Source organism: Mycobacterium sp. Aquia_213 (genome assembly GCF_026625985.1).
Classification (GTDB): domain Bacteria; phylum Actinomycetota; class Actinomycetes; order Mycobacteriales; family Mycobacteriaceae; genus Mycobacterium.
Map to the genome: position 1 here is coordinate 955,144 of NZ_CP113116.1, position 21,333 is coordinate 976,476.

A 21,333-nucleotide genomic window follows, 5' to 3' on the forward strand; every position below is an offset into this window, starting at 1 on the left:
GGCTGGCCGTGCTGCGCTAGGTGCAAGGTGAGTACGTAACGGAGCTCGTTTGTCGCTGAGAGGCGGGCAAACCGGGTGCCGGCTCGGCGAGAGACTCTTGTGGTGCGCGTGACGTTAGTTGCAGGCCGCGGCGATCCGGCGCCACTGCTCGCGGGGGAAGGCCTGCGGGTCGGCGAGCAGCACCTGGACGCAGACGTGATCGGCGCCGGCGGCACGGTGCTCGGCAACCCTGCGCAGAATGGCGGCTTCGTCACCCCACGCGATGATCGCGTTGAACAGCCGATCGCTCACCTGTGCCACGTCATCTTCGGAGAACCCGCTGCGCAGTAAATTGTTGGCGTAGTTGGGTAGCGCCAAATAGGAACGCAGCCAGTCGGTTCCGATACGGTGTGCTTCCTCGGCGTCCTCGGTGAGGATCACACTCTGCTCGGGCAGCAGCAATGGACCCTCACCCAAAGTCGAACGTGCAGAAGCGGTGTGCTCGGGTGTGACCAGGTAAGGATGTGCCCCGCGCGCGCGGGTTGCCGACAAGGTCAGCATCTTCGGACCGAGCGCGGCCAGCACCCGCTTGTCGGTGGGAACCGGTTGTGGCGCGGCGTCCAGTCCGTCCAGAAACGCGGCCGTCGCGGCCAAGGGTTTGCGGTACCGCCCCGGCTCGCCGGCATCGATCAGCGGGGCGTGGCTGACACCGATGCCCAACAGGAAACGGTCCCCGTGTTCGGCGGTCAGCGCGGCATAGCGTTCGGCCACGTCGCCGGGTGAATGCATCCACAGGTTCAGGATCCCGGTTGCGATGATCGTGCGCTTGGTCGCGGCCAGCAGGCTGCCGACCGCGTCGAACACCTGGCCGCCGACATCCGGAATCCACAACGCCGTGAAGCCCAGCTCGTCTAATTCTGCTGCGGCATCAGCGGATTCGGCCGGGTCGCCGTAACGCAGTTGACTGCTCCATATCCCGACACCGGCAAGCTCCATCGCAGATCGTTCCTTTCGTGGCGGGCACCTCTGGCTCGCTGTGGCCATTGACGTCAAACGATGGCGTACTCTTTGTACTGCATCGAATCGTACAGACGGGCACCGTTGGTATTCATTTTGGCGATGGCTCTGCTGACACCGGCGGGGAGCACCGAGATCAGCTGAGCGGCGCGAGTCAGCCCCCACACTCCGGCTCGGGAATTGGGCACGATGGTCTTGGCGGCGGTGCGGGCAAAAGCACGACTGCGCCGCACGGCGTCGGCCATTGCCCGTTCGTAGGACGTGAACGCGCGTGGGTAGTCGCCCTTGGCTTCGGCCAATTCGCCCGCCAGCACGTAGGCGCCTATTACCGCGAGGCTGGTGCTGCCGCCCACTGCCGGCCCGGGACAGTACCCGGCGTCGCCCACCAGTGCGACCCGTCCGCGCGACCAGGTGTCCAACTCCAGCTGGATGATCGAGTCGAAGTAGAACGTCGGCGCGTGGTCGAGCTCGGCGAGCCAACCGTCCACCGCCGGATCCATCCCGGCGAATGTCGTCCGCAATAACTCCTTCTGCCGCACGACATCTCGGTAGTGATATTGCAGTTCTTCCTTGCTGCGGAACATGAACAGTGCGCGCGCGTCGTCCAGGGGCTGCGCGGTGTAGATCGCCGCCATCCTTCCGGCGCCCATATGCACCGCCATTTCCCCATTGCGGGCAAGCGATTTCGGCACAGATTCGACCGCCAGGTAACCACCGAGAAACCTGGTGCGCCCCGCGTCCTCGCCGAAGACCAGGCGGCGCACGTTTGAGTGCAGACCGTCGGCGCCGATGACGACGTCGAACGTGCGTGGCGCGTTGTGCTCGAAGGTGACGTCACCGCCGGCCGACAGCGACGTGATCGAGTCGCCGAATAGGTACTCGACGTCATCGCAGCCGGCGCGGTAATAGGCCTCGCTGAGGTCGTCGCGCATGATCTCGACATGCCGGTCGGATGACGCGCCGAAGAGCTTGGTCAGGTCGACGCGCGCCGGGCGCTGGACGCCCTCGCGATACATGGTCATTTCTGTCGTGCCGGTCGCGAGCGCCTCGATCTGTGGCAGCACACCCATCTTTGCCGAGATTTCCATGGCCGGGCGGAACAGGTCGACCGCGTGGCCGCCGGTCTTCCGCAAGTGGGGTGCGCGCTCGACGATCGTGACATCGAATCCATGGCGGATAAGCCAGTACGCCAGTACGGGGCCGGAGATGCTGGCCCCCGAGATCAGAATCCGCATGCCGACCTCCTTGGAGTTAGGTGACCCTAACATAGCACTTACCTATCGGTAAGTCAGCTAAAATTTTTGGGTGACGAGACCGCGGTCAGATACCCGTCGGCGCATCCAAGAGGTCGCCCGGCAGCTTTTCCTTCAGCAGGGCGTGCAGCGGACCAGCCTGCAGGACATCGCGGACCGGCTGGGCATCACCAAACCCGCGTTGTACTACCACTTCACCTCGCGCGAAGAACTGGTGCGCAGCATCGTGATGCCGTTGATCGAAGACGGCGAGCGGTTCGTCGCCGAGCAGGAAGGCCGCCGCGACGTCGATGCCCGCGAATTGCTGGAGGGCTATTTCGATTTCCACTACCTGCACCGTCAGTACATCGTGCTGGTGCTCACCGAATTGACGATGCTGGCCGACCTCGGGCTCATCGACAGGGTGCTGGCCTGGCGGGATCGGCTGGGCAAGCTGGTATTTGGGCGGCGGCCGAACCTCGCACAGTCCACCCGCGCGGTGGTGGCTTTCGGCGGTCTGCAGGATTGCTGCCTACAGTTTCCCGACACCCCGTATGAGGCGTTGCGGGCGGCCTCGGTCGACGCCGCGCTCGCCGCGCTCGGCGGGTGACGCTGGGTTACGTCCCTGCCCCGCTCGCGGTGCTTTGGTCCTGGGCGTTCTGCTGGAAGATATCGCCGGACGTCTGGCCGTTGTCGTTCACGAAGTTTTCATCGCCGTTGTCGACGTTGACGATCCGGGCGCCGGCCGCGACGGCTGCGGGCGCACCCGGCTGCGCGCCGCCGAACAGTGCGAGTGCCGCGACGGTCGCCGCCCCGGCCAATGTCACTTGGATCAACTTGTTTGCCATGCATTCATTAACCGCTCGGTTACCAGGAGCGGGCTGGGTGCTTTATATCCATCCGCTATGAGGTTCCGGCTCGTACCGGCGACAGCTAGAGTGCCTAACCATGCGCTTTGGTTTCTTCATTCCGCAGGGCTGGCGGATGGATCTGGTAGGCATCGACCCCGCGAAACACTGGGCGGTGATGCGGGACTTGGCGTCTTACGCCGACGGCAGCGCCTGGGACTCGGTGTGGGTTTACGACCACTTCCATACCGTCCCGATGCCGAGCGCCGAAGCGACGCACGAGGCCTGGTCGTTGATGTCGGCCTACGCCGCGACCACGTCGCGCGTCAAGCTCGGCCAGATGTGTACGGCGATGAGCTACCGCAATCCGGTCTATCTTGCCAAAGTGGCGGCCACCGCCGACATCATCTCCGGCGGTCGCATCCAGATGGGCATCGGCGGCGGCTGGTACGAACATGAGTGGCGCGCTTATGGTTACGGATTCCCGTCGGCCGGCGTGCGGCTGGGTCGGCTGGATGAAGGCGTGCAGATCCTGCGGGACGCCTGGCGCGACGGCAAAGTCAGTTTTGCTGGCAAGCACTATCAGGTTGACGGTGCGATTGTCGAGCCGAAGCCGTTGCAGGACAACGGTATTCCGCTATGGATTGCCGGCGGGGGGGAGAAGGTGACGCTGCGCATCGCGGCGCAGTACGCGCAGTACACCAATTTCACCCCGGAGCTCGAGGCCTTCAGGCACAAGTCCGAGGTGCTCGCCGGGCACTGCCGCGACGTAGGCACCGACTTCGACGCGATCGTGCGTTCGGCCAACTTCACGGCCATCATCGGCACGACGGAGGCCGAGGTCAAAGACCGGCAGCAGCGGGTGCGTGACCTGCTGGTCAACTATGTGCCTGAGGCCCTTGCGGATTCGATGACCAGCAGCCTGCCGGACTCGGCGACGGGCACCACGGAACAGGTGATCGAACGGCTGACCAAGATCCGCGACCTCGGTTGCGAGTACGCGATCGTCTACTTCCCCGAGGCGGCCTACGACCGCTCCGGCATCGAGTTGTTCGAGCGCGAAATCATTCCCGCCCTGAGCTAGACGTCGGTGGTGGTGAACCGTGTCTTGACCGGCGGCGCGGCCAGCAGTGGCGGGAGTTGCGTCACCTTGCCTTCGCCGGCACGAAACGCGCGATAGGCCTCGTCGGCGTCGACCGATTCCCACTCTTCGTAGATGATCCAGTGGGCTTCGTCGTCCTCGTTGACCCAGACGTCGGTGCGGAGATTTCCCTGGAATGCCCGGGTGGTTTCCAGCGTCCGGCCCATCAGCTCACGCCCGGCGCCGACCTCGTCGGGCTTGAACTTCAGTTCCAGTAGCACGATGACCGTCATCGTCGTCTCCTCGTATCGTCACTGTGTGCTGCTCACCGCGAGCACACCGTTGAACCTACGGTCGACCCACTTGACGAAATCGGGCGCCTCCGGAATTTGGTCGGCGGCCGCGAAAAGATCGGCGAGGCGTTGTTCGGCGGCGACCACCTTGTCGTCGAGGGGCACGGGCAATCGCAGCAGGTGACTCTGGGCGAGCTCGGCGATCTTGATGTCCAGGCCCACGGCCTTGGCGTACTTCTTCGCCCACTCCGACGGATTCTCGCGCGCCCACTGTGCGGCTTTCTGGTAGCGGATCAACAGATCGGCCAGCGCGGCGTTGCGCTTCGGGTCGGTCAGTGCGCGGGTGGATGCGCTTCCGAACTGGTAGCCGTTTTCGGCGGTGCCGATATTGCGCACCTTCAGCGTCAGGGTGGCTTGCGACGTGTAGGGCTCCCAGATGACCCAAGCGTCGCCCTGCCCGTTGGCGAACGCCGACAGCGCATCGGCCGGCTGCAAGAAGACCAGCTTCACGTCCTTGGGCTTCAGCCCGACGTCGGCGAGATGCTCGAGCACGTTCGCGTGCGCGGCACTGCCCTTGGCCACCAGGATCGTCTTACCCTTCAGGTCGGGAACCGAGGCGATCGATGAATTGGCACGCACCAGGATCTGCTCGCCCGTCTCGGCGCCGTCCCACGCCGAGACCACCCGGGTCTTCGAGTTGGCCGCGGCACCGAAGACCGGTGGGGTGTTGCCGGTGACCGCGAAATCGATCTTGCCGGCGGTCAGTGCCTCGATCTGCGGAGGCCCGGACGTGAATGTCGAAAACGTGATCTTGTACGGCAGATTGTCGAGTGCACCGGCGGCGCGCAGCAGCGCTTGGGTACCACCTTTTTGATCACCGACTTGCAGGGTCAAACCGGAAAGCTCGGACACCGGGACCGGCGCCGGCACCGCGATCAATTGCGGTCCCAGAGACCGCGACACGCAGCCGGGCGTGCCGGCCACCAACGCCAGCACCAGTGCGGCGCGAATGGCGATGCGGTGCTTGGCCGTCAAAGCCGAACGCCGAGCTTGTCGAGGAGGTCGGCGCGGTAGTGATCGTGCACAGCGGTGCGCTCCGACGGGGTGGGTCGCGGGGCTTCGATCTCGATGGAGTGGGCAACGCGGCCATCTTCGAGGACCAACACCCGGTCGGCCAGCTCGATGGCCTCGTCGACGTCGTGCGTGACCAGCAGCACGCCGAATCCGTGACGGCGCCACAGGTCGAGCAGCAGCGCGCGCATGGATAGCCGGGTGAGCGCGTCCAGCGCGCCGAACGGCTCGTCGAGCAGCAGCAGCTGGGGTTCGGCTACCAGTGCCCGGGCCAGCGAAACCCGTTGTGCCTGACCGCCGGACAACGTCAGGGGCCACGCCGCCGCGTGATCGACAAGGCCGATTTCGCCCAGCGCCCGCTCGGTCCGGTCCCGGGCCGCCTCCGGCGAGAGGTCGGTGCGGTTGAGGCCGTAGCGCACGTTGGTCTGCACGTCGCGCCACGGGAAGAGTCGCGGCTCCTGGAAGGCGACGGCCGGTGCGCCGGCGACCTCGCGCTCACCGGTGTGGTCGGGGGAAAGCCCTGCCAGCACCCGTAATACGGTCGACTTGCCGCAGCCGCTGCGGCCGACCAGCGCGACGATCTCGTGCGTCTGGATTTCGAGGGAGATACCGTCGAGAACCTTGCGGCGGCCGTACCACTTATCAATATTGTCGAGCCTGCCGACGACGGCGGTCTGTCGTTCAGATGTGACTGTCATGTGCGGTACCTCAGGGCTCGATGTTCAAGCGCTCGAACGATGGCATCGGTCCCGATGCCCAGCAGCGCGTAGATGACCAGGCAGAAGATGATGATGTCGATGCGCAGGAAGTCGCGGGCGTTGTTGATCAAGAACCCAATGCCTTTGTCCGCGTTGATTTGTTCGGCGACGATCAGCGTCAGCCACGCGATCGCCAGCGACTGCCGCAGCCCGACCAGCACCTGCGGTGCCGCGCTCGGCAAGATGATGGTGCGCAGCCGCTGCCAGAGCGAAAAGCCAAGAACATCAGCGGTTTCCAGCAGTTTGGGGTCGACCTGCTTGATCGCGGACACGGTATTGAGGTACAGCGGGAAACTGACGCCGAGCGCGACCAGCAGCACCTTCGGCAGCTCGCCGATGCCGAACCACAGGATGAACAACGGAATCAAGCCCAGATGTGGGAGTGCGCGCACCATCTGTAAGGGCGGGTCGACGGTCGCCTCGAACCACCGCGACAACCCGACAACTACGCCCAGGGCAACACCGAGCACCCCGCCGAGCAGCAGGCCTTCGGCCACGCGCAGCCCGGACACCTCCAGGGCCTCGACGAGCTTGCCGTTTCGGATCAGCTGCAGGCCGGCATCGAAGATCAACTGCGGGGCCGGCAACACGTCCTGGGGGATCAGTCCGGTGGCGCTGAAAAGTTGCCACAACCCCAGCAGCACCAGCGGGGACGAGATCCGGATGATCGCCCAGCGGCGCTGCTTGCGCGGCCTGGCGACCGCGGCTGCCGGCGCAGATCCGACGGCTGTCTGGGCGGGAGTGCTGACCATTGTTCGCAAAACCTCTGGGGGAAGCGGGCAGACGCTAACGGGTTACCGGCGGCATTGCCCGTGCTGACGGTAGGCGGATCGGCCAGCTTGGATAAGGGTTTGGCTCCGTGTGACGGGAACACGGCGCAAGCCGCCGGCACCGGGTGTGCGGCCGCCATGCCGGCAATGAGAATGCCGTTTCCACTTTTCGGAAGGCTGTTATACGGTTTAGTGAGCACAATTCTGTTGACCGACGACGGAGGACCCCTCGATGCAGAAGGCACTCGCTCCCGAAATCTCGACCTGGCCCGACGACAGCCCGCAGTTGATCGGCAGTCGGTGCGGTGACTGCGGCGCCACCACCTTCCCGGTGCAGCAGCGGTGCCCGCGGTGCAGTGGTGGAGCCATGAGCGACGTGTTGTTGCCGCGCAGCGGAACCCTGGTGGCCTGGACCACCCAGGGCTTCCCACCCGGGGCCCCCTACGCCGGCCCGACCGGCAACGACTTCGTGCCGTTCGGCGTGGGCCTGGTCCAACTCGGCGACGTGATCCGCGTCGAGGGCCGGCTGACCGAGAACGACCCGGCCAAACTCCAGTTCGGCCAGGAGGTCGAGCTCACCATGGTGCCGTTCACCACCGACGCGGACGGCAACGAGATCATCACGTTCGCTTTCCAACCGGTCTAGATAGAGGAGCCTGAGATGACTAACGACGCAGCCATCATCGGCGTGGGCCTGCACCCCTTCGGCAGGTTCGACAAGACAGCGATGCAGATGGGCGCCGAGGCGATTCAGTTCGCCCTCGATGACGCCGGTGTGGGTTGGAAGGACATCCAGTTCGGCTTCGGCGGCAGCCACGAAGTGTCCAACCCGGACGCGGTGACCCGCCTGGTGGGGCTGACCGGCATCACCTTCACCAACGTCTTCAACGCCTGTGCCACCGCGGCCAGTGCGATTCAGCAGACCGCCGACACCATCCGGTTGGGCAAATACGACATCGGCATCGCCATCGGCCTGGACAAGCACCCGCGCGGGGCGTTCACCGACGACCCCGCCAAGCTGGCGCTGCCGCAGTGGTATGCGCAGAACGGGCAGTTCGTCACCACCAAGTTCTTCGGGATGAAGGCCAACAAGTATCTGCACGACCACAACATCTCGCAGGAAACGTTGGCGCGGGTGGCCAACAAGAACTTCCGCAACGGCGCGCTGAACCCGAATGCCTTCCGGCGCAAGGAGATTTCCATCGAGGAGATCCTGGCCTCGCCAGTGCTGAACTACCCGCTGCGGCAGTACATGTTCTGCGCACCCGACGAGGGCGCCGCGGCCGTCATCATGTGCCGCGCCGACATTGCGCACAAGTACACCGACAAGCCGGTGTACGTACGCGCCTGCGAGATCCGCACCCGCACCTTCGGTGCGTACGAGGTGCATGCCACCTTCGCCCCGCTCGACGAGGACGTCTCGCCGACGGTGTACGCGTCCAAGGCGGCCTACGAAGCCGCGGGCATCGGGCCCGAGGACGTCGACGTCGCGCAGCTGCAGGACACCGACGCCGGCAACGAGGTCATCCACATGGCCGAGACGGGACTGTGCGCGGACGGCGAGCAGGAGAAGTTACTGGCCGACGGCGCCACCGAGATTCACGGCTCGATACCGGTGAACACCGATGGCGGGCTGATCGCCAACGGTGAGCCGATCGGCGCATCGGGACTGCGGCAGATGCACGAGCTGGTGCGTCAGCTGCGCGGCGAGGCGGGCGACCGTCAGGTGCCCGGCAACCCGCGGGTCGGTCTGGCGCAGGTGTACGGCGCGCCCGGCACCGCGTCCGCGACGATCCTGTCGCTCTAGCCTGCCTGATTGCGGGCGACCCGCGGCGCCCGGCGAAATACGCCGCGCTTGCGATCGCCCTAGATTGCCGGTCCCAGAAGGTCATCCGCGTCGCGGATGATGTAGCCGTAGCCCTGCTCGGCCAGGAAGCGCTGCCGGTGCGCGGCGTATTCGGCGTCCAGGCTGTCGCGGGCCACCACGGAGTAGAAGATGGCGCCACCGCCGTCGGCCTTGGGCCGCAGCAGCCGGCCCAGCCGTTGGGCCTCCTCCTGGCGTGAGCCGAACGTGCCCGAAACCTGCACCGCCACTGAGGCTTCCGGCAAGTCGATGGAGAAGTTGGCGACCTTGGACACCACCAGCGTCGAAATTTCGCCGGTGCGGAAAGCGTCGAACAACGCCTCACGTTCCTTGGTCTTGGTGGAGCCCTGAATCACCGGGGCGTTCAGCTCGGCACCGAGCTCGTCAAGCTGATCGAGGTAGGCGCCGATCACCAGCGTCTGCTCGTTGGGATGCTTCGCCAGAATCGACTTGACCACAGCGATTTTGGTGTGCACCGTCGAGCACAGCTTGTAGCGCTCTTCGGGTTCGGACGTGGCATAGATCATTCGCTCGTTGTCGGTCATCGTGACCCGGACTTCGACACACTCCGCCGGGGCGATCCAGCCCTGCGCCTCGATGTCTTTCCACGGGGCGTCGTAGCGCTTCGGCCCGATCAGGGAGAACACGTCACCCTCGCGGCCGTCTTCGCGGATCAGCGTGGCGGTCAGGCCGAGCCGTCGCTTGGACTGCAGATCGGCGGTCATCCGGAACACCGGTGCGGGTAACAGGTGCACCTCGTCGTAGACGATCAGCCCCCAGTCGCGGCTGTCGAAGAGTTCCAGATGGCGGTATTCGCCCTTACTGCGGCGGGTGATCATCTGATAGGTCGAGATCGTGACGGGCCGGATTTCCTTGCGTTCGCCCGAGTATTCGCCGATTTCCTCCTCGGTCAGCGAGGTGCGCGCGATGAGTTCGCGTTTCCATTGCCGGGCAGCGACGATGTTGGTGACCAAGATCAGGGTCGTCGCACTGGCTTTCGCCATCGCGGCCGCGCCGACCAGCGTCTTGCCCGCTCCGCAGGGAAGCACCACCACCCCGGAGCCGCCCGCCCAGAACGAGTCGGTGGCCAGCCGCTGGTAGTCGCGCAGCTCCCAGCCGTCGGGCTTCAGGCTGATCGCATGTGCTTCGCCATCGACGTACCCGGCGAGATCCTCTGCAGGCCAACCGATCTTGAGCAGCATCTGCTTGACGCGGCCGCGCTCGCTGCCGTGCACGATGACGGTGTCGTCATCGATCCGGGCGCCCAGCATCGGCGCGATCTTCTTGTTGCGCAGCACCTCCTCGAGCACCGCGCGATCCAGGCTCACCAGGGTCAGGCCGTACACCGGACTCTTGACCAGTTGCAGCCGGCCGTACCGGGCCATGGTGTCGACGATGTCGACCAGCAACGGCTGCGGCACCGCGTAGCGCGAGAAACTGACCAGCGCGTCGACGACCTGCTCGGCATCATGGCCCGCGGCGCGCGCGTTCCACAGCGCCAGGGGCGTGATGCGATAGGTGTGCACGTGTTCGGGTGCGCGCTCGAGCTCAGCGAACGGCGCAATGGCGGCGCGGGCCGCGTCGGCCAGTTCGTGGTCCACTTCCAGCAGCACGGTCTTGTCGGACTGCACGATCAACGGTCCGTCAGTCAATGGCGCCGCTCCTCCTCATCGCGCTCCGCGCTCTGCATCGTCGTCGCGGGTCATCAGTCCATTATCCGTTGTCCGCCGACACCACCGACGTGATGCGGTGGATCGCGAAGTCGCGCAGCCGCCCCACCGCCGAATCAAAGGCCACCAGCTGCCCGCCTCGGACGGCGATCGGCGACACCATCCGCTGGCTGGCCACGCCCGCGGCGTCGAGGTAGCCGATCACCAGCGTGTCCTGATTCTTCGCCGCGTCGACCAGCAGCGACATCGCGACCGCCGGGTCGACGCGGCTATTGCCGAACGGCACGGTGGTCACCTTGCGCAGCACCGACACGACCGCGTTCAGCGTCTCGGGGTTGGGCCGCGGAGTCGCGCGGTAGGGCCGGCGTTGCTGCGGTGTGGGTACTCGCGACCGCAGCGGGCGGACGTCGACGATGGCGCCGCTGGAATCTTCGGCGGCCGGGGCGAAACCGGCGGCCCGAAGTGTGGCGAGCATTTCGGCGATCGGCGCGGGGGACACCGCGACCGTCGGGGCCAGGGCCCGCAGCTGCAGGTCCTCACCTGCCGCTACCGCCTGGGCCAACAACGCCGGGTCTTCGCAGCGCACGAACGACGCGGCCATGCCGATGCGAAGTTGGCCGTGCCGGCGCGCGACGTCATCGATGAGGTACGTGAGTCCTTGTGGCACAGGTGTTTTAGAGTGGTCGGCGAAAAATTTGTGCATCCAGTCGCGGGTCTTGCCGACGTCGAGCGCGTGGCGAATCGATTGCTCGCTGATGCGGTACACCATCGCCGCGCCGGCCGATTCGACGTTGGCCACCGACGCCAGTTCCTCGGCGAGATCGCGTTGCAGGGGTCCGGGCACCACGACGGTCAGATCGGCCTGCATCAGGAAGTGGTCGATCGGTTTGGGCAGCGCCCGCGCCATGGCGTCGACCGTGGCGGAGAAGTCGATCGTCTCCGCCAGCAGCGCGCGGCCGGGAGTGCTGATGGCCCCGCGGCCCACCAAGCCCAGCGCGTGGCTCTCGGCCAGCAGATCGGCCATCGGCCCGGGCTGCAGGCGCCGGGTCCAGCGTGGGCGCCGCCAGATCAGCGCCGCCGACGCCGTCGCCGCGTCGACACCGGCGCCCACGGGCAGGTCGGCGAGCATGCCCAGCAGCAACCGCCGGTCCAGCGGAGCCGCCGTCGAGTACAGCGAATCCGACAGGGCCGCATAGGGTTTGCCGTCCGGGCCGCGGCCGCCGATCAGCGCCGGGCGCCCCGGAAGATCGAGCCAGGCGCTGGCCAGCAGGTGCCAACGCTCGGCCGCGGACATCGCGGCGAAGCGGTCGGCGGCCACCGTCGGCGCCCAATACAGGCCGTCAGCGTTCTCCGGTTCCGGATCGGGCGTCCCATTGGCGATCAGCCCGGCCGCGGCCGCTACCTCGAGAACCAGGCCCAGGCGCGGCTCGTCGATTCCGGTTGCTTTGGCCAGCCGCTTGACTTCGCGAACTCCCAGACCGCCGCTGCGCAGTTCGGAAACCGGTGTGGTGCCAAGGCTTTCCAGCAGCACGTCGAATTCACGCAGCAGGTCGATCACGGCTCCGGCCGCCGCGGCGTCGACATCACCGGTTGTGGTTGTCGACACCACCGGGTCGGGCGCGGTCAGCTGCATCGGGCCGGGCTGCTCGCCGCGCAGCACCTGCGCGACATGGCGGGGCAAGATCACCGTCTCGGCATCGACCCTTCGCAGCAGGCCCATGGCCAGCAGCTGCGGCACCGGCCGATCCGCAGGCGCGCCGGGCGCGGCGTCGCGGGTGCGCCCCATCGGAGAGCCTTCGAGCAGCTTGTCCAGCACCTCCCGCTGCGCCTGGTTGAGCCCGTCGATCAGCTCGGAAATCTGCTCGCCGTTGCGTGATGCGTCCTCGAGCGTCACCTGTCCCGGGTGCCAGGGCAGGGCCATGCCGGCGTCGGCGGCCAGGCGCGTCGCGGTATCGCCCCACACCAGGGCGCGCTGCCGCAGGTCGTTCAGCGCGTCGATCACGTCGGCCTCGGGAGCGCGGCCGTCGATCAGCGCCAGCAACTTCGCGGTCGGCACCGCCGCGGTGTCCGCGTGCAGCACCAGCAGTGCGTCGAGTACCGCCAGCCGCAGGAAGTCGAGCTCGTCGGTGGCAGCCTTGACCGACTGTCGGGCCCCGGCGCGCGCGGCCAGGGCCGCGATGCTGCCGGGTGGCGGCTGGGCAAGGTCCGGCCGTAGTTCCAGCAGTTGGATCAGCCGCTCGTCGGGCAAGTCGGCCAGCCAGGACCCCAGCGGGATATCCGGGGTGTTGTCGGTCATCGCTGACCAGCGTAAAGCAGCTGCCGGAACTTCCGGCGGCGGCGAGTGCGCACCGGCCCCTGCCGCCGGTTGTGGGGAAGAACTCTCCCGTTGCGACTGGCGTCACGCGCGCGTGCGCGACCTGTCAGAATGGACGGCGTGGCTGACATTGCTGAGAGCAAGACGGGCAAAACCAGGTACGTCGACAACGGCTGGCCGACGACGGACCCCGACGACCACGCGGTGAGCGAACTCGTATGCGATCGGACGGGTGCACTCTCGCCGTTCGGCGACCTGGTGTTCCCCGTGGAATCCGACCACCTGCCCTACATCCACCCGGTCACGGTCGTCAACCGATAGATATTGCCACCGATGGCTGGGGCATCCGGGGCGTCCAGACCTGCGCAGGCCTGGCAGTCGCAGGAATCCCGCCCGGACGCGCTGTCGCACCTCGACGAGCGAGGCGCGGCGCACATGGTTGATGTCACCGAAAAGGGAGTCACCAAGCGCACCGCCGTCGCCGCAGGCGCCTTGCGAACCTCCGCCCACGTCGTCGCGCTGATCTCCAGCGGCGGCCTGCCCAAGGGCGATGCATTGGCCACCGCCCGGGTGGCGGGCATTCTGGCAGCGAAACGCACCAGCGACCTGATCCCGCTGTGCCACCAGCTCGCGCTCACCGGAGTGGACGTCGATTTCACGGTCGGTGAGTCGGACATCGAGATCGTCGCGACGGTGCGCAGCACCGACCGTACGGGTGTGGAGATGGAGGCGCTGACCGCCGTCAGCGTGGCCGCGCTTACGCTTTACGACATGATCAAGGCGGTTGACCCGGCGGCCCGTATCGATGATGTCCGTGTGCTCCGCAAGGAGGGTGGCAAGACCGGAAGTTGGGTGCGCTGATGGGCGCCCGATCCGCACGGATCATTGTCGCCTCGACCCGGGCTTCGGACGGTGTGTACACCGATAAGTGCGGCCCGATCATCGCTGAATGGCTTGAGCAGCATGGATTTTCGGCCGCGGATCCGGAAGTGGTCGCCGACGGGAGCCCGGTCGGCGAGGCACTGCGCGGCGCGCTCGACGACGACGTCGACGTCATCCTCACCACGGGTGGCACCGGTATCTCGCCGACCGACAGCACGCCGGATCAGACGGTCGCGGTCGTCGACTACATGATTCCCGGCCTGGCCGAGGCCATTCGCCAATCCGGGCTGCCCAAGGTGCCGACCTCGGTGCTGTCGCGCGGCGTGTGCGGGGTGGCCGGCCGGACCTTGATCGTCAACCTGCCGGGTTCACCCGGCGGCGTACGTGATGGGCTGGGGGTGCTTGCCGACGTGCTCGACCATGCCCTCGACCAGATCGCGGGCAAAGACCACGAGCGATGACGGTCGTCCTGCGCGCCGAGATCACCGAGCAGCCGATCTCTCTTGCCGAGCATGAAGAACTGGTAGGGCACCGGTCGGCCGGAGCCATCGTCGGGTTCGTCGGCATGATTCGCGATCACGACGGGGGCCACGGGGTGACGCGGCTGGAGTACTCCGCGCATCCGTCGGCCGCGCAGGTGATGGCGGAGGTGGTGGCCGAGGTCACCGGGGCTGGCACTGGCGTGCGCGCGGTCGCGGCCAGTCACCGGATCGGTGCGCTGCACATCGGCGAGGCGGCCCTGGTCGCCGCGGTTGCCGCCGATCACCGACAGGAGGCGTTCGCCACCTGCGCCCAGCTGGTCGACACCATCAAGGCGCGGCTACCGGTCTGGAAGCACCAGTTTTTCGACGACGGAACCGACGAATGGGTGGGTTCGGCCTAGCGGCTTCGACTCAGCGCTGCGTCAGTTGACGGGAGCCGATTGCGCCAGCGAGTCCAGCGCATCGTTGCCGTTGACGTCTTCGCCGCGGATCGCTTCCCACAGTTTCTGCGTGTAGCCGACCTTGGCGGCCTGCTGGACGGCGTCCGAAGGCGGCGGTGCGTCCGCCGGTGGCGGAGCGTCGGCGGGAGGCGGAGCGTCGGCGGGAGGCGCCGGCGGCATGGCGTCCGCCGGAGGCGGCGTCAGGTCTGCGGGCGGGGCGGGCGGCACATCCGCGGGGGGCGGGGCCGGTTGGTCGAAGGAGGCCAGCTGCACCGGCGCGGGCGGGTCTGCGGGCGGCGGAGGCGGCGGAGGAGGAGCGTCCGGCGGAGGCGCGTCGGCCGGCGGCGGGGCCAGCGGGCCCGGGTCGCCGTTGAGCCCCGGCACATCCAACCCTGCCGGCGTCGGAAGGACCTCGCGCGGGGTGGGACCCGACAGCGGTCCACCACACACCGGCCAGGCGCCACGACCCTGCGTCGCGAGCACGCGCTCGGCGACGGCGATCTGCTGTTCCCGGCTGGCCAGTTCGGCCGACGGGGCGTAGTCGCCGCCGCCGTGCGAGGCCCAAGTGCTGGCGTTGAACTGCACGCCGCCGTGGTAGCCGTTGCCGGTGTTGATGCCCCAGTTGCCGCCGGACTCGCAACGGGCTACCTGATCCCATTCGCTGTCGGTGGCTGCGGCTGCTTGACCAGCCAGGGCGATGCTGCTGCCACCAAGTACCGCCCCGGTGAAGGCGATCTTGGCGACGCTGATGTTGGATGTCGTGGGCTTACGGTGACGTCCGCTCATGCGTGCGCGAAGTTTCCTCTCTCTGCACGCCTACGAGGTCAGCTGTCGGGTTCGGGTTGGAGAGGCCACCCGGCCGGTGCGTCGTCCCGAAGGAGTCGGCGCCGGCTTCACCCCAAGGAGTCGCAAGCGACTCCGATCCGATCACGGTGGACCGGTGGGTCCCCCGTCTCCATCCACTTTCGGTGTCCCCCGCCCACTGGATGGAGCTCGGCGCGACGGGTAGGGGAGGAACGCCACCGGTTAGCTTGGCGAACCTCCGGAGACCGTAGCCGGTTCTGTTGAGCCCGTCACTTTCTACGAAACTCGGCGTTTCCCGCACGGACATCTTTGAAAGACGCAGGAATACCTGGGATTTACGCAGGTCACTATCACCCGATATCGGGCCGTGTCCGAGCCGTTATCATTCCGTTACGTGAGCTATCTCACAGAATTAACCGCCAGCGAAGGGCGGTAACACGTCAATCGTGTTACCCGAGCGCAACGCTTTGGTTTCGTCGCGGACCGCGATGCCGTCGCACAGATAAGAGCAGCGGTCCAACACGGTTGCAAGCCGCGTACCCGGAACGGCGAGTCTTTGAACCAACTCGGCCACCGTGGCGCCCGGTTGCAGCACCACCGTTTCCGAATCGGCGCCGGCCGCCGCGCGCGCGGCGGCGAAGTAGCGGATCGTCACCTGGATGCCGTCGGTGTCGACGGAGAACTCAGCCACCGATCGCGCTCATCGGGCGGTCGGGCTGGATGAAGTTCGGGTCGTTGATACCGTGGCCGGCGGGCTTGGCCCACATCGCGGTGCGCCAGGCCGCCTCGATCGCGTCGTCGGTCGCACCGCCGCGCAGCAGGCTTCGCAGGTCGGTCTCGTCGGCGGAGAACAGGCAACTGCGGATCTGGCCGTCGGCCGTCAGTCGGGTGCGGTCGCAGGTCCCGCAGAAGGCGTGCGACACCGAAGCGATGACGCCGAATTTTCCGGCCGGCGTATCCGGGCCGGTGTCCACCAGCCAAAGCTCGGCGGGCGCCGAACCGCGCGGCGTCGGATCCGGAAGCAACCGGAAGTGCGGTCGCAGCGCCGCCAGCACGTCGTCGGCCGTGAGCGCGGCCTCTCGGCGCCACTGGTGCCCGGCGTCCAGCGGCATCTGCTCGATGATGCGCAACTGGTAGCCGTGTTCGAGGCAGAACCCCAGCAGCTCAACGACATCCTCGCGGCCGGTGGCGGGATCCAGCACCGCGTTCACTTTGACCGGCGCCAGCCCGGCAGCCGCGGCGGCGGCCAGGCCGGCCAGCACGTCAGCGAGCCGGTCGCGGCGCGTGATGGCCGCGAAGCGATCCCGGTTCACGCTGTCCAGCGAGATGTTGACCCGGTCCAGCCCGGCCGCGGCCAGCCCGGCCGCCCGTCGTGCGAGCCCGACAGCGTTGGTGGTCAGCGAGATCTCGGGGCGGGGACGCAATCCGGCCGCCGCCGCGACCACCTCTTCGAGGTGGCGGGACAACAGCGGCTCACCGCCGGTGAACCGCACGCTGGTGACGCCGAGCCGGGTCACGGCGATGTGCATCAGCCTGGCCAGCTCCTCGGGCCGCAGCAACTGCTCGCCGGGCAGCCAGTCGAGGCCTTCGGCCGGCATGCAGTAACTGCAGCGCAGGTTGCATCGATCGGTCAGCGACACGCGCAGATCGGTCGCGGCCCGGCCGTAGGTGTCGAGCAGCGGGCCGTCCGTTGGCATTCCGGCGACAAGTGGGCCGCCGGCCGCGCCGCTCGTCAGGCTCGGCACCGCGGGCACACCCAGTGCGGTCAACGTCATGCGGGCACCCGCGCCAACGCGCCCGTCGACCCGACCGGAACGATCTCCTTGCCGAGCGGCATCAGCGACACCGGGATCAGTTTGAGGTTGGCCAGTGCCAGCGGGATACCGATGATCGTCACCGCCATGGCCGCCGCGCTCACCAAATGACCGATCGCCAACCAGATGCCGAACAGCAGTACCCAGATGACATTTCCGATCAGCGCTCCGGCCCCGGCGGTCGGCTTGTCGACGATCGTCCGGCCGAATGGCCACAACGTGTAGGAGGCGATGCGCAGCGCAGCAAACCCGAACGGAATCGTAATGATGAGCAAGAAGCTGATGAGCGCCGCAACGAAGTATCCGACGGCCATCCAGAGGCCGCCGAATACTAGCCAGATGATGTTCAGAATCAGGCGCATATCTCCTCCAGCAGTACTGCCAGCGTAGCGAGTCACGGGGAAACGGGGGTGCTGGCCCGGCAACCACCCGAGTAGGATCTGAATCCGCATCGCGTCCTGCACAAGCGGGACGCTTCTTGTGTTGTCCATTCCTAGTTATCTCCGTCAGACAAGCAGGTGAGACCAGTGCCGACCGGCAAGGTTAAGTGGTACGACGCCGAAAAGGGGTTCGGCTTCCTATCGCAGGAAGAAGGCGAGGACGTCTACGTCCGGTCGTCGGCGTTGCCCGAGGGCGTTGAGGGGCTGAAGACGGGGCAGAAGGTCGAATTCGGCTTGGCTTCTGGCCGCCGCGGACCGCAGGCGTTGAGTGTCAAGCTGATCGACCCGCCGCCCACCCTTGCCAAGACCCGGCGCGAGGCACCCGCTGTCGACCACAAGCACAGTCCCGATGAGCTGCACGGCATGGTCGAGGACATGATCACGCTGCTCGAGGGCACCGTCCAGCCCGAGCTGCGCAAGGGGCGTTACCCCGATCGCAAGGTGGCTCGCCGTGTCTCCGAGGTGGTCAAGGCCGTGGCCCGGGAGCTCGACGCCTAACTGCCCGCCGTTTGGCACAGGGAGTACCGCGTCCCAGTTTGGGTACTCACTCCTCGCGACAGTCGTGTAGCGAGGAGGCTGCGATGGCACAGCAAGCGCAGGTCAGCGAGGAACAAGCGAGAGCTCTCGCCGAAGAGTCCCGCGAAAGTGGTTGGGATAAACCGTCCTTCGCCAAGGAGTTGTTTCTCGGCCATTTCCCGTTGGAGCTGATACATCCGTTCCCGAAACCGGCTGATGCCGACGAGGCGCGCACCCGGGAGTTTCTCGCCCGGCTTCGGGAATTCCTGAACACCGTCGACGGCAGTGTCATCGAGCGCGACGCACAGATCCCCGACGAATACGTCAAGGGCTTAGCCGAATTGGGCTGCTTCGGCATGAAGATTCCGTCCGAATACGGCGGGCTGAATATGTCGCAAGTCGCCTACAACCGGGCATTGATGATGATTTCGTCGGTTCACCCCAGCCTTGGCGCGCTGTTGTCGGCGCATCAATCGATCGGGGTCCCCGAGCCGCTGAAGCTTGCCGGCACCGACGAGCAGAAGCGGAAGTTCTTGCCGCGGTGTGCAGCCGGCGCGATATCGGCCTTTCTGCTCACCGAGCCGGACGTGGGTTCGGACCCCGCGCGGCTGGCCTGCACGGCGACGCCGGTCGACGATGGGCAGGCCTACGAACTCGAGGGCGTGAAGCTGTGGACCACCAACGGTGTGGTCGCCGAACTGCTCGTGGTGATGGCCCGGGTACCCAAGAGCGACGGGCACCGCGGCGGCATCAGCGCCTTCGTGGTCGAAGCGGATTCGCCCGGGATCACCGTGGAGCGGCGCAACAAGTTCATGGGACTGCGCGGCATCGAAAACGGTGTGACCCGGCTGCACGCCGTCCGGGTGCCCGCCGAGAACCTGGTCGGCCGGGAAGGTGACGGCCTGAAGATCGCGCTGACCACGCTCAACGCCGGGCGGTTGTCGATTCCCGCGAATGCGACGGGATCGTCGAAGTGGGCGCTGAAGATCGCTCGCGAATGGTCCGGCGAGCGGGTGCAATGGGGCAAGCCGTTGGCCAAACATGAAGCGGTGGCGCATAAGATCTCGTTCATCGCGGCCACCAACTATGCGCTGGACGCCGTGCTCGAACTGTCTGCTCAGATGGCCGACGAAGGGCGCAACGACATCCGCATCGAGGCGGCGCTGGCCAAGTTGTGGTCCAGCGAAATGGCTTGCGTCATCGCCGATGAGCTGGTGCAGATCCGCGGTGGCCGTGGCTATGAAACCGCGGAATCGCTGGCCGCGCGCGGCGAGCGCGCGGTGCCGGCCGAGCAGGCGGTACGCGACCTGCGGATCAACCGCATCTTCGAAGGATCGAGCGAGATCATGCGGCTGCTGATCGCCCGCGAAGCCGTCGATGCGCACTTGAGCGCCGCCGGCGACCTCGCGAAACCCGACACGGGGTTGCGGGAGAAGGCCGCCGCGGCGGTCGGCGCCAGCGGCTTCTATGCAAAGTGGTTGCCGCAGCTGGTTTTTGGTGAAGGACAACGGCCAAGGGCATACAGCGAGTTCGGTCCGCTGGCGTCACACCTGCGGTTCATCGAACGCTCTACCCGCAAACTGGCCCGCAACACCTTCTACGGGATGGCGCGCTGGCAGACCAAGCTCGAGCAAAAGCAGGGCTTTCTGGGGCGCATCGTCGATATCGGTGCCGAGCTGTTCGCGATGTCGGCCGCGTGTGTGCGTGCCGAGGGGCAGCGCGAGGCGGATCCGGCTCTGGGACAACAGGCTTACGAGCTGGCCGAAACGTTCTGCCAACAAGCGATCTTGCGGGTCGAGGCCCTGTTCGATGCGCTGTGGGCCAACACCGACAGCAGCGATGTGCAGCTCACCCACGAGGTGTTGCAGGGACGGTACAGCTGGCTGGAGGACGGGATCGTCGATCAGTCCGACGGCACCGGGCCGTGGATCTCGCACTGGGAAGCCGGTGCGTCGACCGAGGAAAACCTGGCTCGGAGGTTTCTGACGGTATCTGCGTCGACGGGGTCAAGCTCGAAGTAGCAGAATCGTCAGCATGTCCACCTATGTCGCCGGTGCGGGCGAATTCACCCGTGACACCAACTACATCACCACCCGCATCACCGCCGACGGACGCGACGGCTATGCCGTCGAACCGGGGCGGTATCGGCTCGTCGTCGCTCGCGCCTGCCCGTGGGCGAACCGCGCAATCATCGTCCGCCGGTTGCTGGGCCTGGAAGATGCTCTCTCCATTGGGTTTTGCGGCCCCACCCACGACCAGCGCAGCTGGACGTTCGACCTCGACCCGGGTGGCGTCGACCCGGTTCTGAAGATCCCGCGGCTACAAGACGCCTACTTCAAACGCTTCCCCGATTACCCCAAAGGGATCACCGTCCCGGCGATCGTCGACGTCGGAACCGGCGCCGTCGTCACCAACGATTTCGCGCAGATGACCCTGGACTTGTCCACGGAGTGGACCGCCTACCATCGCGATGGTGCGCCCGAGCTGTACCCCGAGCGGCTGCGCGCCGAGATCGACGAGGTCAGCAAGAGGATCTACACCGAGATCAACAACGGGGTGTACCGGTGCGGTTTCGCCGGCTCGCAGGACGCCTACGACGCCGCCTATGGCCGGCTGTTCACCGCGCTGGACTGGGTGAGCGATCGGCTGACCAACCAGCGATACCTGTTGGGCGACACCATCACCGAGGCCGACGTGCGACTGTTCACCACGCTGGCCCGTTTCGACCCGGTCTATCACGGGCACTTCAAATGCAACCGCAGCAAGCTGAGCGAGATGCCGGTGTTGTGGGCCTACGCGCGTGACCTGTTCCAGACGCCGGGCTTCGGGGACACCGTCGACTTCGTCCAGATCAAACAGCACTATTACATCGTGCATGCCGATATCAATCCGACCCGTATCGTGCCCAAGGGGCCGGATCTGGCCAACTGGCTTACCGAACACGGACGGGAATCGTTGGGGGGCAAGCCGTTCGGCGACGGAACGCCACCCGGGCCACCGGTTGACGGCGAGCGAGTGCCGGCCGGCCACGGTGCATAACCGCGAACGGACCGACGCA

Annotated in this window: 24 protein-coding genes and 1 riboswitch; of the genes, 11 read left to right on the forward strand and 13 right to left on the reverse strand. The window is 66.6% G+C overall.

What is annotated here, in order from left to right; genetic code table 11:
* Window positions 1–114 precede the first annotated feature (114 nt).
* Entirely contained in the window at window positions 115–975 is an 861-nt protein-coding gene (locus LMQ14_RS04675) for an LLM class F420-dependent oxidoreductase (RefSeq protein WP_267733657.1), read from the reverse strand.
* Between the two features lie 53 nt (window positions 976–1,028).
* The gene (locus tag LMQ14_RS04680; RefSeq protein WP_267733658.1) at window positions 1,029–2,231 is read right to left on the reverse strand and encodes an FAD-dependent monooxygenase; all 1,203 of its coding nucleotides are present in this window, start codon (window positions 2,229–2,231) and stop codon (window positions 1,029–1,031) included.
* A gap of 70 nt (window positions 2,232–2,301) precedes the next feature.
* Between LMQ14_RS04680 and LMQ14_RS04685 the strand changes: the two genes are divergently transcribed.
* On the forward strand, window positions 2,302–2,838 hold the full coding sequence (locus LMQ14_RS04685) for a TetR/AcrR family transcriptional regulator (RefSeq protein ID WP_267733659.1): 537 nt from the start codon (window positions 2,302–2,304) through the stop codon (window positions 2,836–2,838).
* A gap of 7 nt (window positions 2,839–2,845) precedes the next feature.
* On the opposite strand, the gene LMQ14_RS04690 is transcribed toward LMQ14_RS04685, so the two are convergent.
* Window positions 2,846–3,076 carry a hypothetical protein gene (locus LMQ14_RS04690; RefSeq protein WP_267733660.1) on the reverse strand — a complete coding sequence of 77 codons (231 nt, stop codon included), beginning with the start codon at window positions 3,074–3,076 and terminating at the stop codon, window positions 2,846–2,848.
* Between the two features lie 100 nt (window positions 3,077–3,176).
* Here LMQ14_RS04690 and LMQ14_RS04695 point away from each other — a divergent pair, with 100 nt between their 5' ends.
* The gene (locus LMQ14_RS04695) at window positions 3,177–4,160 is read left to right on the forward strand and encodes an LLM class F420-dependent oxidoreductase (protein ID WP_267733661.1); all 984 of its coding nucleotides are present in this window, start codon (window positions 3,177–3,179) and stop codon (window positions 4,158–4,160) included.
* On the opposite strand, the gene LMQ14_RS04700 is transcribed toward LMQ14_RS04695, so the two are convergent.
* Genes LMQ14_RS04700 through LMQ14_RS04715 form a run of 4 tightly spaced genes read right to left on the reverse strand, consistent with a single transcriptional unit; the run spans window position 4,157 to window position 7,031 of the window.
* The gene (locus LMQ14_RS04700; RefSeq protein ID WP_267733662.1) at window positions 4,157–4,450 is read right to left on the reverse strand and encodes a putative quinol monooxygenase; all 294 of its coding nucleotides are present in this window, start codon (window positions 4,448–4,450) and stop codon (window positions 4,157–4,159) included. The two genes, LMQ14_RS04695 and LMQ14_RS04700, sit on opposite strands and share 4 nt — an antisense overlap.
* Before the next feature lie 18 nt (window positions 4,451–4,468).
* A complete protein-coding gene (locus LMQ14_RS04705; protein WP_420714608.1) occupies window positions 4,469–5,485 on the reverse strand; it encodes an ABC transporter substrate-binding protein in 1,017 nt (338 codons plus the stop codon).
* Window positions 5,482–6,219: an ABC transporter ATP-binding protein gene (locus LMQ14_RS04710; protein ID WP_267733663.1), complete on the reverse strand. Its 738-nt coding sequence runs from the start codon at window positions 6,217–6,219 to the stop codon at window positions 5,482–5,484. Before LMQ14_RS04710 ends, LMQ14_RS04705 begins: the two co-directional genes overlap by 4 nt.
* A complete protein-coding gene (locus LMQ14_RS04715; protein WP_267733664.1) occupies window positions 6,216–7,031 on the reverse strand; it encodes an ABC transporter permease in 816 nt (271 codons plus the stop codon). The genes LMQ14_RS04710 and LMQ14_RS04715 overlap by 4 nt, the downstream gene beginning before the upstream one ends.
* A gap of 250 nt (window positions 7,032–7,281) precedes the next feature.
* Between LMQ14_RS04715 and LMQ14_RS04720 the strand changes: the two genes are divergently transcribed.
* The gene (locus LMQ14_RS04720) at window positions 7,282–7,695 is read left to right on the forward strand and encodes a Zn-ribbon domain-containing OB-fold protein (protein ID WP_267733665.1); all 414 of its coding nucleotides are present in this window, start codon (window positions 7,282–7,284) and stop codon (window positions 7,693–7,695) included.
* A 15-nt stretch (window positions 7,696–7,710) separates the two neighbouring features.
* On the forward strand, window positions 7,711–8,856 hold the full coding sequence (locus tag LMQ14_RS04725; protein WP_267733666.1) for a thiolase family protein: 1,146 nt from the start codon (window positions 7,711–7,713) through the stop codon (window positions 8,854–8,856).
* Window positions 8,857–8,915: 59 nt separating this feature from the next.
* Here LMQ14_RS04725 and LMQ14_RS04730 read toward each other — a convergent pair whose 3' ends face one another.
* Entirely contained in the window at window positions 8,916–10,565 is a 1,650-nt protein-coding gene (locus LMQ14_RS04730; RefSeq protein WP_267733667.1) for a DNA repair helicase XPB, read from the reverse strand.
* A gap of 61 nt (window positions 10,566–10,626) precedes the next feature.
* Window positions 10,627–12,879, reverse strand: coding sequence for a helicase-associated domain-containing protein (locus tag LMQ14_RS04735; RefSeq protein WP_267733668.1), 2,253 nt, complete (start codon window positions 12,877–12,879; stop codon window positions 10,627–10,629).
* Window positions 12,880–13,017: 138 nt separating this feature from the next.
* On the opposite strand from LMQ14_RS04735, the gene LMQ14_RS04740 reads away from it, so the two are divergent.
* Genes LMQ14_RS04740 through LMQ14_RS04755 form a run of 4 tightly spaced genes read left to right on the forward strand, consistent with a single transcriptional unit; the run spans window position 13,018 to window position 14,662 of the window.
* The gene (locus LMQ14_RS04740; RefSeq protein WP_267733669.1) at window positions 13,018–13,218 is read left to right on the forward strand and encodes a hypothetical protein; all 201 of its coding nucleotides are present in this window, start codon (window positions 13,018–13,020) and stop codon (window positions 13,216–13,218) included.
* A 12-nt stretch (window positions 13,219–13,230) separates the two neighbouring features.
* The gene (moaC, locus tag LMQ14_RS04745) at window positions 13,231–13,758 is read left to right on the forward strand and encodes a cyclic pyranopterin monophosphate synthase MoaC (protein WP_420714609.1); all 528 of its coding nucleotides are present in this window, start codon (window positions 13,231–13,233) and stop codon (window positions 13,756–13,758) included.
* Window positions 13,758–14,240 (forward strand): MogA/MoaB family molybdenum cofactor biosynthesis protein, encoded by a 483-nt coding sequence (locus tag LMQ14_RS04750; protein ID WP_267733670.1) that lies wholly within the window; start codon window positions 13,758–13,760, stop codon window positions 14,238–14,240. Before moaC ends, LMQ14_RS04750 begins: the two co-directional genes overlap by 1 nt.
* Window positions 14,237–14,662 carry a molybdenum cofactor biosynthesis protein MoaE gene (locus tag LMQ14_RS04755; protein WP_267733671.1) on the forward strand — a complete coding sequence of 142 codons (426 nt, stop codon included), beginning with the start codon at window positions 14,237–14,239 and terminating at the stop codon, window positions 14,660–14,662. The genes LMQ14_RS04750 and LMQ14_RS04755 overlap by 4 nt, the downstream gene beginning before the upstream one ends.
* A gap of 21 nt (window positions 14,663–14,683) precedes the next feature.
* Here the strand turns inward: LMQ14_RS04755 and LMQ14_RS04760 are convergent, their stop codons facing one another.
* From LMQ14_RS04760 to LMQ14_RS04775, 4 genes are all read right to left on the reverse strand, one after another.
* The gene (locus LMQ14_RS04760) at window positions 14,684–15,487 is read right to left on the reverse strand and encodes a transglycosylase family protein (RefSeq protein WP_267733672.1); all 804 of its coding nucleotides are present in this window, start codon (window positions 15,485–15,487) and stop codon (window positions 14,684–14,686) included.
* An 11-nt stretch (window positions 15,488–15,498) separates the two neighbouring features.
* A riboswitch (cyclic di-AMP (ydaO/yuaA leader) is annotated at window positions 15,499–15,710 on the reverse strand.
* 207 nt (window positions 15,711–15,917) lie between these two features.
* On the reverse strand, window positions 15,918–16,196 hold the full coding sequence (locus LMQ14_RS04765) for a MoaD/ThiS family protein (protein WP_267733673.1): 279 nt from the start codon (window positions 16,194–16,196) through the stop codon (window positions 15,918–15,920).
* Window positions 16,189–17,280 carry a GTP 3',8-cyclase MoaA gene (gene moaA, locus LMQ14_RS04770; protein WP_267733674.1) on the reverse strand — a complete coding sequence of 364 codons (1,092 nt, stop codon included), beginning with the start codon at window positions 17,278–17,280 and terminating at the stop codon, window positions 16,189–16,191. The genes LMQ14_RS04765 and moaA overlap by 8 nt, the downstream gene beginning before the upstream one ends.
* Window positions 17,277–17,681 (reverse strand): YccF domain-containing protein, encoded by a 405-nt coding sequence (locus tag LMQ14_RS04775; protein ID WP_267733675.1) that lies wholly within the window; start codon window positions 17,679–17,681, stop codon window positions 17,277–17,279. Before LMQ14_RS04775 ends, moaA begins: the two co-directional genes overlap by 4 nt.
* Window positions 17,682–17,846: 165 nt before the next feature.
* Between LMQ14_RS04775 and LMQ14_RS04780 the strand changes: the two genes are divergently transcribed.
* From LMQ14_RS04780 to LMQ14_RS04790, 3 genes are all read left to right on the forward strand, one after another.
* Window positions 17,847–18,257 (forward strand): cold-shock protein, encoded by a 411-nt coding sequence (locus LMQ14_RS04780; protein WP_267733676.1) that lies wholly within the window; start codon window positions 17,847–17,849, stop codon window positions 18,255–18,257.
* 83 nt (window positions 18,258–18,340) lie between these two features.
* Window positions 18,341–20,296, forward strand: a complete 1,956-nt coding sequence (locus LMQ14_RS04785; RefSeq protein ID WP_267733677.1) for an acyl-CoA dehydrogenase family protein — start codon at window positions 18,341–18,343, stop codon at window positions 20,294–20,296.
* Between the two features lie 13 nt (window positions 20,297–20,309).
* On the forward strand, window positions 20,310–21,314 hold the full coding sequence (locus LMQ14_RS04790; protein WP_267733678.1) for a glutathione S-transferase family protein: 1,005 nt from the start codon (window positions 20,310–20,312) through the stop codon (window positions 21,312–21,314).
* Window positions 21,315–21,333 lie beyond the last annotated feature (19 nt).

What these genes read in the sequence shown, in the direction of transcription:
- LMQ14_RS04710 (WP_267733663.1), bottom strand. Translation starts at nt 6,219, where the DNA reads ATGACAGTCACATCTGAACGACAGACCGCCGTCGTCGGCAGGCTCGAC.
- LMQ14_RS04690 (WP_267733660.1), bottom strand. Translation starts at nt 3,076, where the DNA reads ATGGCAAACAAGTTGATCCAAGTGACATTGGCCGGGGCGGCGACCGTC.
- LMQ14_RS04720 (WP_267733665.1), top strand. Translation starts at nt 7,282, where the DNA reads ATGCAGAAGGCACTCGCTCCCGAAATCTCGACCTGGCCCGACGACAGC.
- LMQ14_RS04735 (WP_267733668.1), bottom strand. Translation starts at nt 12,879, where the DNA reads ATGACCGACAACACCCCGGATATCCCGCTGGGGTCCTGGCTGGCCGAC.
- moaA (WP_267733674.1), bottom strand. Translation starts at nt 17,280, where the DNA reads ATGACGTTGACCGCACTGGGTGTGCCCGCGGTGCCGAGCCTGACGAGC.
- LMQ14_RS04700 (WP_267733662.1), bottom strand. Translation starts at nt 4,450, where the DNA reads ATGACGGTCATCGTGCTACTGGAACTGAAGTTCAAGCCCGACGAGGTC.
- LMQ14_RS04680 (WP_267733658.1), bottom strand. Translation starts at nt 2,231, where the DNA reads ATGCGGATTCTGATCTCGGGGGCCAGCATCTCCGGCCCCGTACTGGCG.
- moaC (WP_420714609.1), top strand. Translation starts at nt 13,231, where the DNA reads ATGGCTGGGGCATCCGGGGCGTCCAGACCTGCGCAGGCCTGGCAGTCG.
- LMQ14_RS04755 (WP_267733671.1), top strand. Translation starts at nt 14,237, where the DNA reads ATGACGGTCGTCCTGCGCGCCGAGATCACCGAGCAGCCGATCTCTCTT.
- LMQ14_RS04695 (WP_267733661.1), top strand. Translation starts at nt 3,177, where the DNA reads ATGCGCTTTGGTTTCTTCATTCCGCAGGGCTGGCGGATGGATCTGGTA.
- LMQ14_RS04790 (WP_267733678.1), top strand. Translation starts at nt 20,310, where the DNA reads ATGTCCACCTATGTCGCCGGTGCGGGCGAATTCACCCGTGACACCAAC.
- LMQ14_RS04760 (WP_267733672.1), bottom strand. Translation starts at nt 15,487, where the DNA reads ATGAGCGGACGTCACCGTAAGCCCACGACATCCAACATCAGCGTCGCC.
- LMQ14_RS04775 (WP_267733675.1), bottom strand. Translation starts at nt 17,681, where the DNA reads ATGCGCCTGATTCTGAACATCATCTGGCTAGTATTCGGCGGCCTCTGG.
- LMQ14_RS04675 (WP_267733657.1), bottom strand. Translation starts at nt 975, where the DNA reads ATGGAGCTTGCCGGTGTCGGGATATGGAGCAGTCAACTGCGTTACGGC.
- LMQ14_RS04725 (WP_267733666.1), top strand. Translation starts at nt 7,711, where the DNA reads ATGACTAACGACGCAGCCATCATCGGCGTGGGCCTGCACCCCTTCGGC.
- LMQ14_RS04750 (WP_267733670.1), top strand. Translation starts at nt 13,758, where the DNA reads ATGGGCGCCCGATCCGCACGGATCATTGTCGCCTCGACCCGGGCTTCG.
- LMQ14_RS04715 (WP_267733664.1), bottom strand. Translation starts at nt 7,031, where the DNA reads ATGGTCAGCACTCCCGCCCAGACAGCCGTCGGATCTGCGCCGGCAGCC.
- LMQ14_RS04785 (WP_267733677.1), top strand. Translation starts at nt 18,341, where the DNA reads ATGGCACAGCAAGCGCAGGTCAGCGAGGAACAAGCGAGAGCTCTCGCC.